The sequence below is a fragment of the Streptomyces corchorusii genome (assembly GCF_001514055.1).
GTDB classification, from domain to species: domain Bacteria; phylum Actinomycetota; class Actinomycetes; order Streptomycetales; family Streptomycetaceae; genus Streptomyces; species Streptomyces olivaceoviridis.
In genome coordinates this window covers 208,373-223,452 of the sequence record NZ_KQ948363.1, presented here as the reverse complement: position 1 = coordinate 223,452, position 15,080 = coordinate 208,373, and the positions used below count along the sequence as shown (strand labels likewise).

The 15,080-nt window shown below is 73.4% G+C and carries 14 protein-coding genes; 7 read left to right on the top strand and 7 right to left on the bottom strand.

The annotated features are described in order from the left end of the window. Positions 1–66 precede the first annotated feature (66 nt). Together AQJ11_RS31220 and AQJ11_RS31215 are read right to left on the bottom strand one after the other, a co-directional pair. Positions 67–1,485, bottom strand: a complete 1,419-nt coding sequence (locus AQJ11_RS31220) for a hypothetical protein (RefSeq protein WP_059265386.1) — start codon at positions 1,483–1,485, stop codon at positions 67–69. Positions 1,486–1,785: 300 nt separating this feature from the next. Continuing rightward, positions 1,786–2,178: an ankyrin repeat domain-containing protein gene (locus AQJ11_RS31215; protein ID WP_014671461.1), complete on the bottom strand. Its 393-nt coding sequence runs from the start codon at positions 2,176–2,178 to the stop codon at positions 1,786–1,788. A gap of 294 nt (positions 2,179–2,472) precedes the next feature. Here AQJ11_RS31215 and AQJ11_RS31210 point away from each other — a divergent pair, with 294 nt between their 5' ends. Both AQJ11_RS31210 and AQJ11_RS31205 read left to right on the top strand, forming a co-directional pair. Continuing rightward, positions 2,473–2,667, top strand: coding sequence for a hypothetical protein (locus AQJ11_RS31210; RefSeq protein WP_014671463.1), 195 nt, complete (start codon positions 2,473–2,475; stop codon positions 2,665–2,667). 40 nt (positions 2,668–2,707) lie between these two features. After that, entirely contained in the window at positions 2,708–4,321 is a 1,614-nt protein-coding gene (locus tag AQJ11_RS31205; RefSeq protein WP_059265385.1) for a hypothetical protein, read from the top strand. Positions 4,322–4,490: 169 nt separating this feature from the next. On the opposite strand, the gene AQJ11_RS31200 is transcribed toward AQJ11_RS31205, so the two are convergent. After that, positions 4,491–5,999, bottom strand: a complete 1,509-nt coding sequence (locus AQJ11_RS31200) for an SCO1417 family PLP biosynthesis transcription factor (RefSeq protein ID WP_014671465.1) — start codon at positions 5,997–5,999, stop codon at positions 4,491–4,493. A 103-nt stretch (positions 6,000–6,102) separates the two neighbouring features. On the opposite strand from AQJ11_RS31200, the gene yczE reads away from it, so the two are divergent. The 4 genes from yczE to AQJ11_RS31180 all read left to right on the top strand — a co-directional run bounded on the left by yczE (position 6,103) and on the right by AQJ11_RS31180 (position 9,614). Next, a complete protein-coding gene (yczE, locus tag AQJ11_RS31195; RefSeq protein WP_059265422.1) occupies positions 6,103–6,789 on the top strand; it encodes a membrane protein YczE in 687 nt (228 codons plus the stop codon). Next, entirely contained in the window at positions 6,786–7,562 is a 777-nt protein-coding gene (locus AQJ11_RS31190; protein WP_014671467.1) for a glycerophosphodiester phosphodiesterase family protein, read from the top strand. Before yczE ends, AQJ11_RS31190 begins: the two co-directional genes overlap by 4 nt. Before the next feature lie 55 nt (positions 7,563–7,617). Continuing rightward, positions 7,618–8,961 carry an MFS transporter gene (locus AQJ11_RS31185; RefSeq protein WP_059265384.1) on the top strand — a complete coding sequence of 448 codons (1,344 nt, stop codon included), beginning with the start codon at positions 7,618–7,620 and terminating at the stop codon, positions 8,959–8,961. 278 nt (positions 8,962–9,239) lie between these two features. Further along, the gene (locus AQJ11_RS31180; RefSeq protein WP_003977404.1) at positions 9,240–9,614 is read left to right on the top strand and encodes an RNA polymerase-binding protein RbpA; all 375 of its coding nucleotides are present in this window, start codon (positions 9,240–9,242) and stop codon (positions 9,612–9,614) included. A 102-nt stretch (positions 9,615–9,716) separates the two neighbouring features. Here AQJ11_RS31180 and fxsA read toward each other — a convergent pair whose 3' ends face one another. From fxsA to AQJ11_RS31160, 4 genes are all read right to left on the bottom strand, one after another. Further along, positions 9,717–10,268: an FxsA family membrane protein gene (gene fxsA / locus AQJ11_RS31175; protein WP_059265383.1), complete on the bottom strand. Its 552-nt coding sequence runs from the start codon at positions 10,266–10,268 to the stop codon at positions 9,717–9,719. A gap of 94 nt (positions 10,269–10,362) precedes the next feature. Beyond that, positions 10,363–11,157, bottom strand: a complete 795-nt coding sequence (locus AQJ11_RS31170) for a polyprenol monophosphomannose synthase (RefSeq protein ID WP_014671470.1) — start codon at positions 11,155–11,157, stop codon at positions 10,363–10,365. Positions 11,158–11,716: 559 nt separating this feature from the next. Then, positions 11,717–13,324, bottom strand: a complete 1,608-nt coding sequence (locus tag AQJ11_RS31165) for an amidohydrolase (RefSeq protein ID WP_059265382.1) — start codon at positions 13,322–13,324, stop codon at positions 11,717–11,719. Positions 13,325–13,406: 82 nt separating this feature from the next. Further along, positions 13,407–13,847: an Lrp/AsnC family transcriptional regulator gene (locus tag AQJ11_RS31160; RefSeq protein WP_014671472.1), complete on the bottom strand. Its 441-nt coding sequence runs from the start codon at positions 13,845–13,847 to the stop codon at positions 13,407–13,409. 237 nt (positions 13,848–14,084) lie between these two features. Between AQJ11_RS31160 and AQJ11_RS31155 the strand changes: the two genes are divergently transcribed. Further along, entirely contained in the window at positions 14,085–14,519 is a 435-nt protein-coding gene (locus AQJ11_RS31155) for a hypothetical protein (RefSeq protein WP_059265381.1), read from the top strand. Positions 14,520–15,080 lie beyond the last annotated feature (561 nt).

Genomic DNA, 15,080 nt, shown 5'->3' with positions numbered 1-15,080 from the left:
CCTCAGCCGAGGCTCACGTCCGGTCCCGAGCGGCTCAGCCGAGGGCCGCGTCCGGCCGGAAGCGGCTCAGCCGAGGGCCGCGTCCGGTCCGAAGCGGCTGCGTACCGCGGTCTGCACCTCGTCCTCCTCGGCCGGATCGGCGGCCAGGCGGCGCAGGCGCTCCACGACCCGGGCGTCGCCGGTCTCGGCGTGCCGGGCGGCCAGTTCGCGGGTGGTCTCCTCGCAGTCCCACAGGCATTCGACGGCGAAGCCGGTGGCGAACGAGGGGTCGGTGGCGGCCAGCGCGCGGGCGGCGCGGCCACGGAGATGGGAGGAGGCCGTCTCACGGTAGACATGGCGCAGGACGGGGGCGGCGCAGGCGATGCCGAGGCGTCCGGCGCCGTCGACGAGGGTCCACAGGGTGGGCGCGTCCGGCCCCTCGCCCCGCACGGCCTCGCGGAGGGCGCCGAGGACGAGGTCGCGGTCCTGTGCGCCGCCGCGGCAGGCGAGCATGCGCCCGGCGGCGGCACCGAGCGCGTCGGGGCGCTGGGCCCAGCCGCGCGCGCGGTCGACGGCGGCGATGCTGCGCATCCGTTCGAAGGCGTCGACGGCGGCCTCCACGACGGGCGCCGTCCCGTCGACGACGGCGGCCTCGATCAGGCCGAGCGCGTCACGGTCGTTGCTGTCGGCGAGGTAGCGCAGTGCGGTGCAGCGGGCTCCGTCGGTGCCGGTCCGGGCGGCCTGGAGGATCTCGGGCCGGTCCTCCGGGCTGGCCACGGCCGCCAGGCAGCGCGCGGCGGGCACATGAAGGGCGGCGCCGCGCTCCATGCCCTGCTGGGCCCACTCGAAGACGGCGCGGACGCTCCAGTCGGGGCGTGGGCCGGTGGGCCGCATCTGCCGCTGCCAGCGGTCGAAACAGCCGGCCTCCTGGGCGGCACGCACCCGCGTGGCGATCGATGCGCGCGGATCCTCGGCCCACAGCCGCCAGGGCCGTGGCTCGAAGGCGTCGCGTACGGCGGCGGCCAGTTCGGCCTCGCCCTCGGGATCGGTGGTGAAGCGGGCCAGGACGGGGGCGGCGAGGGCGCGCAGGCCCGCGTCGTCGTCCCTGAGGGCCAGCTCGTCCAGGGCCCACGCCCAGTTGGAGCCGTGCGCGGCGTACCTGCGCAGCAGTTCCAGGGCGTCCCGCCTGCCGTAGGAGGCGAGGTGGCCGAGGACGGCCAGGGCCAGGCCGGTGCGGGACTCGTCCGTGTCGACGACGTCCTCGGGGTCGAAGAGGTGTGCCTCCACGGCGTCCAGCTCGCCGTTCAGGTCGAGGTAGAGCCGGGCGTAGTACAGGGAGCGGTTCTCCACCTGCCAGTCGTGGCGGGGGTCGCGCAGCACACAGTGGTTCAGGGCCGCGAGCGCTTCGGCGCGCGGGGCCGTGAGCGCGTGCAGCGTGCCGTCACCACGGCCACGCTGGAGCAGGCCGAGCAGCGTACCGCTGGGCGCTATGACCGGATCGAACATGGGAAACAGCCTCACATCAAGCGTCGACGCAACCGGGGAACACGCATTACCTGGCCGCGTGACACAACGTCGGAGCGCCCGCCGTCTCTTGCTTGCTGTAGACCATCTCTCTCTGCCTCTCGTCGGTGGCCCATGCGGACCGCATCACGGCCCGCGCGGTGCGGCAACACCTGCCCAGCCATCGCGTCCGTGAATCACGACGTCATGATGACCCGCGGTGTGTGCTGCCGCGACCGTATTTCCGGCGGCCCTGTACCGCCTCCCCCGTTTTCCGTGTCCTACCTGGTCAGCGCGTCGACGTCAGTGGACGCCGAACAGTTCCAGAAGCTCTGCCTTGCCGAACATCCGGGCCGTGTCGACGGCCGACGGCGTGCCTGCGGAAGGATCGGCTCCGCCCTCCAGGAGAGCCTTGATGACGTCCGTCTCACCCTTGAAGACGGCACCCGCGAGCGGGGTCTGACCCCGGTCGTTGACCTGGTCCGCCGCCGCGCCGCGCGCGAGCAGCGCGCGCACCGCGTCGGCGTGACCGTGGTAGGCGGCGAGCATCACCAGGGAGTCGCCGCGGTCGTTGGTGAGGTTGGCCGGAACGCCCGCGTCGACGTACGCCACGAGCGCCTCGGTCTGCCCCTGCCGGGCCAGATCGAAGATCTTGGTCGCCAGCTCCACGACCTCGGGGTCGGGAACTTCACTCATCGGCCGGACCGCCTCTCCATGCTGATTCGGGGACTGCTTCGTACGAGTGAATCGCCAGCGTACTGGCTCGCGTGGCACATGACCCGATCCGCCCGAGGTAAAGATCAGCAGCAGCGCCCACCCAGGGCGCCGCACCGACAACACGCCTGGTCAATCGCGTTCTGACACACTCGCCCGAGTGAGGGAAATCCACCGCTTTTCACCCAGTTGCACCTTTAATCGTATGGATACATCCTGTGATCCTGGAAGAACTCATGGTGACTGTCCCCCACCATCGACACCAGGAGGCCCCAAATGATCCTCTCGCTCTCAGGCGTGCTGCTGCTCGGCGTCGTCGTCTTCCTGTTCTTCCGCAAGGACGGACTGAAGGGCTCGCACGCCACGGTGTCGGCACTCTTCGGCTTCTACCTGTCGACCACAGGCATCGCCCCGAGCATCAAAGCCGGAGGAGAGAGCCTGGCCAGCCTCCTGGGCGGCATCAAGTTCTGACCCCTCCAGCCCCGCCCGCACGCACCATCAGGAGACAGCAGTGGCCCGGCGCCCCCTCCCCCGCATTCTGAGCAAGGACAGCGCCCAGATCGCCCGGACGCAGATCGCCCGGAGCAGGGAGCTGGCCCGGACGGCGGCCGACAGCGCCACCGACGTCCTCCAGCCGCTGATCACCGTGACGCGCGGGCTGCGCCTGCTGGCCTCGGCCGGCCGGCGCAGGTGGGCGGACACGCCCAAGGACAGGCGCGGGCCACTGCTGTTCTTCACGGCTTCCATGGTCCTGATCGTGGCCCTGATGCCGTACGGGCCGCTGCTCGCCGTCATCGCGGTGATGGCGGCGGCGGCCTGGCACGGCCGCGACCGCACCCCGTCGGCGCCCCAGGGGCCCGACGAGTCCCAGACCCAGCGGCTCCAGGCACTGTACGAGGCCCTGGTGCCGTACTTCTCCAGCTCCGACGACCCGGCGCCGCTGTACGCGCACGGCGGGGAGTGGGAGAAGGCCTACGCGGCCCACGAGTTCGACGACGCCGGGCGCATCGCCCACCTCGTGATCCGCTACCCCGCCTACTTCACGGACGGCGAGCCCGCGGCCCGCGCGCGGATCGAGCAGTTGCTCACCGCGAAGGCCGGGCGGAGCCGCGAGTACCACTTCGCGTGGGAGGAGGAGGGCAACCAGCTCACCGTCAACGCGCTCCCCCCGCTGCCCGCCGACATCCCCGCCCAGCGCTTCGTCACCGCGCCCGGCGAGACGGTCCTCGGCTTCACCGATCCCAGCGAGGTCCAGCGCACCCTCCCCCTCTCCTACGGGGAGGAACGGGTCGACGTGCCGCCGGTCGTCTGGCGCACCGGCATCCGCTCCACCGAGCCGCACCTGCTGGCCATGGGCCACCCCGGCAGCGGCACGTCCACCCTGTTGCGCTCCGTCGCCATCCAGGCCCTCCAGTACGGCGACGTGCTGATCGTCGACGGCGGCGGCACCGGCGAGTACGCCTGCCTGACCGGACGGGACGCCGTCCTGGCCGTGGAGTGCGCGCTGCCCGGGGCGCTGGCGAGCCTGGAGTGGGCCGCGCGGGAGACCGAGCGGCGGCTCATCGCGATCAACCTGGCGCGGCAGGCGGGCGACCCACCGCCCCCGGACACCCGGCGCCCGCTGTGGATCCTGGTGGACCGCCCGAGCGTCTTCGCGCACCTCGCCCTGGCGGACGGCCGCAAGGACCCGCAGACGCTGCTCCAGGTGCCGTTGCGGCACGGCCGCGCGGCGAACGTGACCGTGGTCGTGGCCGAGCAGTTCGACAGCGCGGAGGTGCTCGCCGACGCGGTACGGCAGCACACGCGCGCGCGGGTCGTGCTCGGGTCCGCCGCACCGGAGCAGGTGGAGGCGGTGCTGGGGGCGCCGCCGCACACGACGTCGATGGCGCACGTGCCGCCCGGGCGGGGGTACGCCCGGCTGGGGTCCGGTCCGGTGCACCGGCTTCAGGTGCCGCGTACGCCGGATCCGTACGACGACGCCACGAGTGACGCCGACCGGCAGGCGGTACTGGAACTGCTGCCGCCGCGGACCACCGCCGTGGAGGAGGAGCCGACGGCTCTCTCGAAACCGACGGCGGTGAAGGCACCGGTCCCCGCGGAGGCTCTGGCGGCGGAGCCCTCGTAGTGCCCTGGCGACAGCGGAACCCCGCGGCCGACGGGACCGCGCATCGCCAGGGGCGCGGGGAACCGCGCGACCGGCCACGACGGTCCCGCAGCCGGACACGCGCCCGAGCCACACGAACCGCCGAGGCCCCCCCGAACCGCGCACCGGAGGCCCCCGAACCCCGCCCCTCCTACGCCACGAACGTCCTCGGCGCCTCGCCCGCCATCGTCGCCCCCGACTCCACCAGCCGTGCCGCGGCGGCGAGCCGTGCCGCCGCCTCGTCCGCCACCGCTCCCCCGACGGTGAACGGAAGCCGGACATAGCCCTCGAACGCGCCGTCGACGCCGAAGCGAGGACCGGACGGGACACGCACGCCCGTCCGTTCGCCCGCCTCCGCGAGGCGGGACCCGGAGAGACCGCCCGCGCGGACCCACAGGGTCAGGCCGCCTCGGGGCACCTCGAACTCCCAGCCGGGCAGTTCCCGGCCCAGCGCGGCCACCAGCGCGTCCCGGTTCTCCCGGGCCTGCGCCCGGCGCAGCTCGACCGCCTGCTCCCAGCCCCCGGTGCTGAAGAGCCAGTTCACGGCCAGCTGCTCCAGCACCGGTGTGCCCAGGTCGGCGTAGGCCCGCGCGGCGACCAGGCTGCGGATGACGTCCGGCGCCGCCCGCACCCAGCCGATCCGCATCCCCGCCCAGAACGCCTTGCTGGCCGAGCCGACCGTGATCACCGTGGAGCCGGCCGGGTCGAAGCCGCACACCGGGCGGGGCATGCCGCCGTCCCGGAAGTCCTCCTCCAGCCACAGCTCGCTCATCGTCTCGTCGGCGACGAGCACCGTGCCGGCCGAGCGGGCCGCGTCCACCAGCCGGCGCCGCTGGTCCTCGTCGGCGAGCGCCCCGGTGGGGTTGTGGAAGTCGGCGACCACGTAGGCGATCCGCGGCGCGGCCTCGCGCAGCACCTGGCGCCAGCGGTCCAGGTCCCAGCCGGACAGGCCCTCGGCCATCGCGACGGGCACGAGCCGGGCGCCCGTCTCGCGCATCAGCTGGAGGATGTTGGCGTAGGACGGGGACTCCACGGCGATCCGCTCGCCCCGGCCCGCGAAGAGGTGGCAGATGGCGTCGATGGCGCCCATGGCACCGGTCGTCACCATGATCTGCTCCGGCATCGTGGGAATGCCGCGCGCGGTGTACCGCTCGGCGATCATCGAGCGCAGCGCGGGCAGCCCGGCCGGGTAGTCGCCGTGGGTGTGGGCGTACGGCGGGAGTTCCTCCAGGGCGCCCTGCACCGCCCGGGTGAGCCACGGCTCGGGTGCCGGGAGCGAGGCGCAGCCGAGGTCGATCACCGAACCGAGGGCCTCGGGCGGCAGGGGCTCCAGGCCACGGGCGGGGATGGGGTTGCCGGCCGGTACGGCGGTCCAGCTGCCGGCGCCGCGCCGGGACTCCAGGAAGCCCTCGCCGCGCAGCGCCTCGTAGGCCGCCGCGACGGTGGTGCGGCTGACGGAGAGGGCCAGGGCCAGTTCGCGTTCCGCGGGCAGGCGCGCGGCCACCGGGACCCGGCCCTCCAGCACGAGCAGCCGGACGCCGTCGGCGAGGGCGCGGTAGGCGGGGGGACGGCGGGTGCCGGGGCCGGCCGGGCGGTCCTGCTGCGAGTTGAGGAGCCGGGCGAGCTGCGCGGCCCCCACGGCCGAGGTCCACTGCGCCATGGAGATCAGTCCACCTTCCCCGAATTGGCCATGGATGACGATTCATCCCAAGCCACAGAGTGTCATGCGTCAGGCCACCGCCACCACCCAGGGGGGTATCTCCATGTCCGCTCCCGGCCCATCCGCTCCCAGCCCGTCCGCTCCCGGCCGCCACCTCGGACGGCGGCTGGTCCAGTTGTACGCGGGGCTCGCGCTGTACGGCGCGAGTTCCGCGCTGCTCGTGGCGGCGGGCCTGGGCCTGGAGCCGTGGAACGTGCTGCACCAGGGGCTCGCGGAGCTGACCGGGCTGAGCATCGGGGTGGTGTCGATCATCGTGGGCGCGGCGGTACTGCTCCTGTGGATACCGCTGCGCCAGCGCCCCGGGCTCGGCACGGTCTCCAACGTCTTCGTGGTCGGCCTCGCCATGGACGGCACGCTCGCCCTGCTCCCGGACGCGCATTCCCTCGCCGCCCGTGTCCCGCTGCTGGTCGCGGGGATCGTGCTGAACGGCGCGGCGACCGGCCTCTACATCGCGGCGCGCTTCGGGCCGGGCCCGCGCGACGGGCTGATGACGGGGCTGCACCGGCGCACGGGCCGCTCGATCCGGCTGATGCGGACGGCCGTGGAGGTCGCGGTGGTGGTCACCGGATTCGTCCTCGGCGGCACCATCGGGGTGGGCACCGTGCTCTACGCCGTGTCCATCGGACCGCTGGCGCAGGCCTTCCTGCGGGTGTTCGCCGTCCCGTCGGCACCGGCGGGCAGCACGGTCGTTGCCGCTGCGACACCCGGGCGCGCGATACTGCGACCGTGAGCCCCACGACACCGCGCCCGCGCCACCCGTTCCTGGACCACCCGGGGCCGATCGCCTTCGCCCACCGGGGCGGGGCGGCCGACGGCCTGGAGAACACCGTGGCCCAGTTCCGGCGCGCGGTGGAGCTGGGTTACCGGTACATCGAGACGGATGTGCACGCGACGGCGGACGGCCGGCTGGTCGCCTTCCACGACACGACCCTGGACCGGGTCACCGACGGCGCGGGCCGGATCGCCGACCTGCCGTGGGCGGACGTGCGCCGCGCGCGCGTGGGCGGCCGTGAACCGGTGCCGCTGTTCGAGGAGCTGCTGGAGACCTTCCCCGAGGTGCGCTGGAACGTCGACGTCAAGGCGGAGCCCGCGCTGCGGCCCCTGCTGGGGCTGATCGAGGGAGCGGACGCCTGGGACCGGGTCTGCGTGGGCTCCTTCTCCGAGGCGCGTGTGCTGCGGGCCCAGCGGCTGGCGGGGCCGCGGCTGGCCACCTCGTTCGGCACGCGCGGGGTGCTGAGCCTGCGGCTGCGCTCGTGGGGGCTGCCGGCCGCGGTGCGCCGGTCGGCCGTGGCCGCGCAGGTACCGGAGGCCCAGTCGGGCGTGCCCGTCGTCGACCACCGCTTCGTCCGCGCCGCCCACGCGCTCGGGCTCCAGGTGCACGTGTGGACGATCAACGAACCGGAACGGATGCACCGGCTCCTGGACCTGGGGGTTGATGGCATCATGACCGATCACATCGACACGTTGCGCAAGGTGATGGAGGACCGCGGCGTCTGGGTCTGACCACCCGGCCGCCTCGGCCCGGCCTTCGCGGTTGAGCGGGGAAGCGAGGGCACGGGTGAGCACCGGCACCGTGCGGGCGGAGGCGGCGGACGAGTCCGCCGGCCTCGGGCGCGAGCAGCGCGGCTGGTACGTCTACGACTGGGCGTGCTCCGTCTATTCGACGAGCGTGCTCACCGTCTTCCTCGGTCCGTACCTCACCTCGGTCGCCGAGCACGCGGCGGACGCCGGCGGCTATGTGCACCCGCTGGGCATCCCGGTCCGGGCCGGCTCCTTCTTCGCGTACGCGGTGTCCCTGTCGGTGATCCTGGCCGTCGTCGTGATGCCCCTGGCGGGCAGCGCGGCCGACCGCACGGGCCGCAAGAAGCCGCTGCTCGCGGCGGCGGCGTACACCGGCGCGGCGGCGACCACCGGGATGTTCTTCCTGGACGGCGACCGGTATCTGCTCGGCGGGGTGCTGCTCGTCGTGGCCAACGCGGCGCAGTCCGTCGGGATGATGCTCTACAACTCCTACCTGCCGCAGATCGCGCCGCCCGAGCAGCGCGACGCGGTCTCCTCCCGCGGCTGGGCCTTCGGCTACGCGGCGGGCTCCCTCGTCCTCGTCGCCGACCTGGTGCTGTACTCGGCGCACGGCTCCTTCGGCCTCTCCGAGACCGCCGCCGTCCGCGTCTGCCTGGCCTCGGCGGGCCTGTGGTGGGGCGCGTTCACGCTCGTGCCGCTGCGCAGGCTGCGCGACCGCCCCGCGCGCGTGGGCCAGGCCGCACCGGGGCTGCGGCAGCTGGCAGCGACGGTCCGGGACATGCGCCGGCATCCGCTGACCCTGGCGTTCCTGCTCGCGTACCTCGTCTACAACGACGGCATCCAGACGGTGATCACGCAGGCCTCGGTCTACGGCTCCGAGGAGCTGGGTCTCGGCCAGTCGACGCTGATCGGGGCGGTGCTGCTGGTGCAGGTGCTGGCCGTGGCGGGGGCCCTGGCGATGGGGCGGCTGGCGCGGACGTACGGCGCGCAGCGGACGATCCTCGGCTCGCTGGTGGCGTGGACGCTCACGCTGGCGGCCGGCTGGTTCCTGCCCGCGGGGGCGCCGGTGTGGTTCTTCGTGCTGGCCGCCGGGATCGGCCTGGTCCTCGGCGGCAGCCAGGCGCTGTCCCGGTCGCTGTTCTCCCACCTGGTGCCGCCGGGCAAGGAGGCCGAGTACTTCTCGGCGTACGAGATGAGCGACCGCGGGATGAGCTGGCTCGGGCCGCTGCTGTTCGGCGTGACCTACCAGCTCACCGGCAGCTACCGGTCGGCGATCGTCTCGCTGGTGGCCTTCTTCGTCCTCGGCTTCGTCCTGCTCGCGCGGGTCCCGGTGCGGCGTGCGATCCGTGAGGCGGGGAACCCGGTACCGGAAAAGATCTAGCGCCGATTTAGCACTCGACATGAAAGGGCGGTAGTGTACGCGTTTGGCCTGCCAGGCGTACCGTTACTGCGCGTCAAAGATGCCGAAACGCTGGGTGACATCTGCTAGCAGATGTGACAAACCGGGCGCCTGTGGGTAGAACAAGGGGCGGCTACGACGGCGACGCATGACCCGGAACGGGACTCGGAACGGGAATCTTTACCGCCGACCGGACGTTGACCGGATGACGACGACAGCGACACCTGTCCTGTGGGCGACAAGCCCGGGAGGCACGATTCATGAGTGAGCGAGCTCTTCGCGGTACGCGCCTCGTGGTGACCAGCTACGAGACGGACCGCGGTATCGACCTGGCCCCGCGCCAGGCCGTGGAGTACGCATGCGAGAAGGGCCATCGCTTCGAGATGCCCTTCTCGGTCGAGGCGGAGATCCCGCCGGAGTGGGAGTGCAAGGTCTGTGGTGCCCAGGCACTCCTCGTGGACGGCGACGGCCCTGAGGAGAAGAAGGCCAAGCCCGCGCGTACCCATTGGGACATGCTGATGGAGCGACGCACCCGCGAGGAACTCGAAGAGGTCCTTGAGGAGCGTCTGGCGGTGCTGCGCTCGGGGGCGATGAACATCGCGGTCCACCCCAGGGACAGCCGCAAGAGCGCATAACGCGCATACAGCGCAACGACCGCGGGCGCCGTACGTCTTCCACGTACGGCGCCCGCGGTCGTTGTCCGTGCCTGCGCCTGTGCCTGTGCCTGTGCGGGACGCTCAGCGAGTGAGCGGGGGCCTGCGCTCCCCCGGCTCGGGCCGGTCCTCCCTGATGACCTCGCCCTGCACCACCTTGCCGTCGGGCCGGTGGATGCGGACCTGCTGGAACGCGTCGCCCAGACTGCCCGGGGCGGCCTTGCGCAGACTCCGTTCCAGGGCGTTCTCCGCGAAGCGGCTCACCGCCTTCTGGACCGGCGGGAGCAGCAGGAGCAGGCCGGCCGCGTCCGAGACCAGGCCGGGGATCATCAGCAGCAGACCGCCGAGCATCGTCAGGCCGTTGCCGCCGCCGCGCGCCGGCGAGCCGCCCTGCCGCAGCGCCTCGTTCAGACTCCGGAAGGCGCGACGGCCCGCCCGCTTGATGACCACGGACCCCGCCACGAGGCCCGCGACCAGCAGCAGGAACACCGTGAGGCCGCCCGCCGCGCCCGCGACCATGGTCAGCAGCCAGATCTCCAGCACCAGCCACGCGGCGAGGCCCAGCGGCAGATACCTGCGCAGCCGGGAGCGCCGGCGGCGGGCGGTGTACGGAGAGGTCGGAGCGCCAGTCGTCATGGTCCCAGTGTGCCTGGGCGCGGCTCAGCGCGGGATAAGGGGGTGATCGGCCAGGGCGCGGACCCGCCGGCCGGCCGGGGCCACGGACCCGGCGCTACGCCTGCTTGTCCCTGCCGGTGAGCTTGCCGATGCGGTCCCCGACGCCCCAGGAGGTGACCCGCCACAGCGCCTCCACCACGATGTCCTTGCTCATCTTGGAGTCGCCCAGTGCCCGCTCGACGAAGGTGATGGGGACCTCGACGACGTGGTAGCCGGCCTTCACCGCGCGGCGGGCCAGGTCGACCTGGAAGCAGTAGCCCTGCGAGGCGACCTCGCCGAGGCCGAGGCCCTCCAGCGTCTCGCGGCGGAAGGCCCGGAAGCCGCCGGTCACGTCCCGGATCGGCACGTCGAGCATGAGCCGCGAGTAGGTGGAGCCGCCGCGCGAGAGGAACTCCCGGGACTTCGGCCAGTTCACCACCCGGCCGCCGGGCACCCAGCGGGAACCGAGGACCAGGTCGGCGCCCTTGAGGGCGGTGAGCAGCCGGGGCAGTTCCTCGGGCTGGTGGGAGCCGTCGGCGTCCATCTCGATCAGCACGCCGTAGTCCCGCTCCAGGCCCCAGCGGAAGCCCGCGAGGTAGGCGGCCCCGAGGCCCTCCTTGCCCTTGCGGTGCAGCACGTGGACGTGCTCGTCCCCGGCGGCCAGTTCGTCGGCGAGCTTGCCGGTGCCGTCGGGGCTGTTGTCGTCCGCGATCAGTACGTGCGCCTCGGGGACGGCCTTGCGCACCCGGCCGACGATGGTCTTGATGTTCTCCGCCTCGTTGTAGGTCGGAATGATCACCAAGGCCGTGCCGAGCGGGCCGAACTGCCTCCCCTGGGCCTTGGCCGCGAGGGTCCCGTCGCCGTCGTTCACTGCTGCCCCTTCATGTCGTACACAGGGGTCCACCATAGTGGCCGCCGCCTGGGAAGACGTGACAGCGCGTTCGTATGGTGGTGTCGGTTCCCCAAGAACGGGGTAAGAACGTTTTTTTCGGTACCTTCTCACCCCGTACCGAACACCTTCGTACCGCGACGGATGGGGGCCCGGCGCCCTTCGGTCCGACCCGGGACCCGCTGGCTGCGGGTCGACCGGAAGCCGTTGTCTACTGAGCGCCCGGGCCCCACCCGGGTCACACCTGGCCGACCCGTGAGAACGTTCCCCTCGTCGGCGCGGGCGCTGAGCCTGGCTCCCAGTGACGGTGCTCCGGTGCGGCACACCGTCCCTGACCCAGCGGCGCTGCGACGAGTCGGCTGAACGTCCCCCGGTCGGGCGTCCGGTGGTGGACTCGGACGAACCTACCGGCCCCCGGCCGCCGACTGTCAACAGCCCTGTGAACTGGGCGGACCGCACCGGCGGCCCGGCCGGTGGGGAGGATGCGCAGGTCGGGCGGCGGGGCCCCGGCGGCGGGGGCGGCCCAGGCCACCCCGGGAGATCACTCGCCCGGCCGTACGAACACCGTCCGCCCGCCGACCACGGTCCGCAGGCAGACCGGCAGGTCACGGCCCGGGGTGAGGTCGGGCAGGCCGGGCGTGCCGGAGCGCGGATCGGTGGACCAGCGGGCGACCCGGTCGTCGGGGGCCTGCACGACCAGCTCGTCGGTCCGCCAGACGGCGTAGTCGGCGGGGGCGCCCGGGACCAGGACACCCGCGTCGTCGCGGCCGACGGCCCGCCAGCCGCCGCGCGTGTGCGCGGTGAAGGCGGCGCGGACGGAGATCCGGTGCTCGGGCGTGCGGTGGAAGGCGGCGGCGCGGACCGTTCCCCACGGGTCGAGCGGGGTGACCGGGCTGTCGGAGCCGAACGCGAGCGGTACACCGGCGCGGAGCAGGGCGGCGAACGGGTTGAGGGTGCGGGCCCGCTCCGCCCCCAGACGCCGGGCGTACATGCCGTCCTCGCCGCCCCACAGCGCGTCGAAGGCGGGCTGGACGGAGGCGATCAGGCCCAGCTCGGCGAAGCCGGCGACGGTGTCGGGGGTGAGCATCTCGGCGTGCTCGACACGGTGCCGGGCGGCGCGGATGCGGGCGAGGCCCACCTCCTCGGCGGCGGCGCGCACGCCCTCCACCACGGCGGCCACCGCGGCGTCGCCGATGGCGTGGAAGCCGGCCTGGAGGCCCGCCTCGGTGCAGGCCACGACGTGGGCGGCGATAGCGGCGGCGTCCAGGTAGGCGGTGCCGCTGTGGCCGGCGTCGGCGTACGGCTCGTGCAGGCAGGCGGTGTGCGAGCCGAGGGCGCCGTCGGCGAAGAGGTCGCCCGCCGCGCCGGTGGCACCCAGCTCGCGGGCCTTCGCGGTGTCCTCCTCCGCCCAGTAGCCCACGACACGGGGGCCCGGCACCTCCGCGGCGAGCCGCAGCAGGCCGGTGAAGTCGTCCTCGGAGGAGATCCGCGGGCCGCCGCACTCGTGCACGGTGCCGATGCCGAGGGAGGCCGCGTGCGCCAGGGCGGTGCGCTGGGCCTCGGCGCGCTGGGCGGGGGTGATGGCGGCGAGGGCGGCCTCGCGGACGGCGTGGTGGGCGTCCTTGGTGAGCGGGGCGTCCTCGCGCGGGACGCCGGCGGGGACCAGGTCCAGCAGGGCGGTGCTGACGACCGCCGAGTGCACGTCGATGCGGGACAGGTACAGCGGGCGTCCGCCGGTGGCCTCGTCCAGCTCCGCGCGGGTCGGCGGCCGGCCGCCGGGCCAGCGGGCGGCGTCCCAGCCGTGGCCCAGCAGGACCCGGTCGTCGGGGCGGGCGGCGGCGAACTGGCGGACGCGGGCGAGGGCGGCCTCCAGGGAGGGGGCGCCGGACAGGTCGAGACCGGTCAGGGCGAGGCCGGTCGCGGTGGTGTGCACATGGGCGTCGGTGAAGGCGGGGGTGACCAGGGCGCCGTCGAGGTCGACCACCTCGTCCACGCCGTCGGCGAAGGCGTCGGCCGCGCCCTCGGAGCCGACCCAGGCGACGTGGCCCGCCTCGACGACCATCGCCGTGGCGAAGGGGTCAGCGGGGCTGTGGACCTCGCCACGGCGGAGCAGGACGGTCTCGGGGGGCTCGGCGGTGCGGTTGCTCATGGCCGACAGTTTCTCCCGGCGCCAGGCGGGAGCAGCACCGGGGGCGCCCGGAAGGCACCCGGCGCCGTCGGCGCGGCGGCTGTCAGATCTTCGGCGGCCGGGCCTCGTACGGGGTCGAGAGGACCACCGTCGTCCGCGTCGAGACCCCGGCCAGCGAGCGCAGCCGGGCCAGCAGTTCCTCCAGTTCGTGCGGGGTGGAGACACGCACCTTGAGGATGTAGTTCTCGTCGCCCGCCACGCTGTGGCACGCCTCGATCTCGGGGACCCCGGCGAGGCGGTCGGCGATGTCGTCGGGGGCGCTGGGGTCGAACGGCTTCACCGAGATGAACGCGGTCAGCGGCAGCCCGACGGCCTCGGGGTCGACCACCGCGGCGTAGCCGCGGATGACGCCACGCTGCTCCAGCCTGCGCACCCGCTGGTGCACGGCCGACGTGGACAGGCCCGTGGCCTTGCCCAGGTCTGTGTAGCTCATCCGCCCGTCCTTGACGAGCAGCTGCACGATCTGACGGTCCAGCTCCTCCATGCCGCCAAAACCTACAGTGCGCCTGATCTCCACGGATACCTCAGAGGTGCAGGTCATTCCCTGTTTCGGCAGAAAATGCACCGGGACGGGCACCCGCATGCGGCATGTGACGAAGGCCACACGCCTCGAACACAGGCTCCGTGATGTTCTCGTGATTACCGCCGAGACCGGACGGGAAGTGCTTGCTGTGGTCGAGGCCGCAGCGCCTTCACGGCCCAGCCTTAGGGGGAGAATCCCATGCAGAGTACCCATCGCCCTGGTCGATCCGCGTCCGCGCACCGGCAGTCGGTCGCCGAACCCGAGCCGGAGGGCGTCGGACCCGACGCCTACGACGAGGATCTGGACGCCTACGACACCTTCGAGATGTACCGGGTGATCTGCCCGGACTGCGCGCAGCCGATCGCGCTGCTGGCGGACGAGGAGGTGCTGCCGGAGCACGCGCTGTGCGCCTCGCCGTGGAACCCGTTCGGGCTCACGGTGTGCGCGGGCACGGGCCGTGCGGCGGCCGACGCCCGCCCGGCGGACGAGTCCTTCGAGCCGCAGGAGCAGGACACCGCCCTGCTGCTCACGCTGCCCCAGGGTCTGAACTGGCGGACGCAGCCCTTCTCGCACGTCGGCGGCCCGGGCTCGCGCCCGATGCGCGTGCCGTTGATGCGCCGCCAGGCCGCCTGAGCCGGCTCGCTCACCCCGCCCCGCGCGCGACGTCCTGGACGGTGTTCCCGATGCGCGCGTCACCTCGGGTGAGGGGTGGACGGGCCGGGCCGTCGATCTCCCAGGTGCCGTGGGCGCGTTGGGCCGTCGCACGCCGGCGCAGCGCGTCTTACCGACCCGGCAGGGCGGATAACTGCCCTGGGGACACGGGGACTTGGCCGTGCGGCCGGTCGGCGCGCCGACCATCGCCAACCGCCCTCGCAGCCGTGGTCGATGCTCGGCCATCCGGCCGCGTCAGCCGTCCGGGGGGCGCCCGAGGGGGAACCGGACGGGGATGAACTGAAGCTCGATTCCGCGGGAGGGTGACCTGTCCGGCCGTCGCCGCGTTGCCCTGGTATGACCCCCATGTACTCGGCAACCGGGCGTCAGCGCCGCATCTTCGTCCCTCGCCCCGGAGAATCGGTTCCGCCGGCCGCGCCGCCGGACCCGCCCATCTACCGCGACCTCATGCGGACCTGGGCCGACCGCGGTCGCACCCTGCCGGGCCGCCATGACCCGGAGTGGGTCAGACTGGCGGCCCCG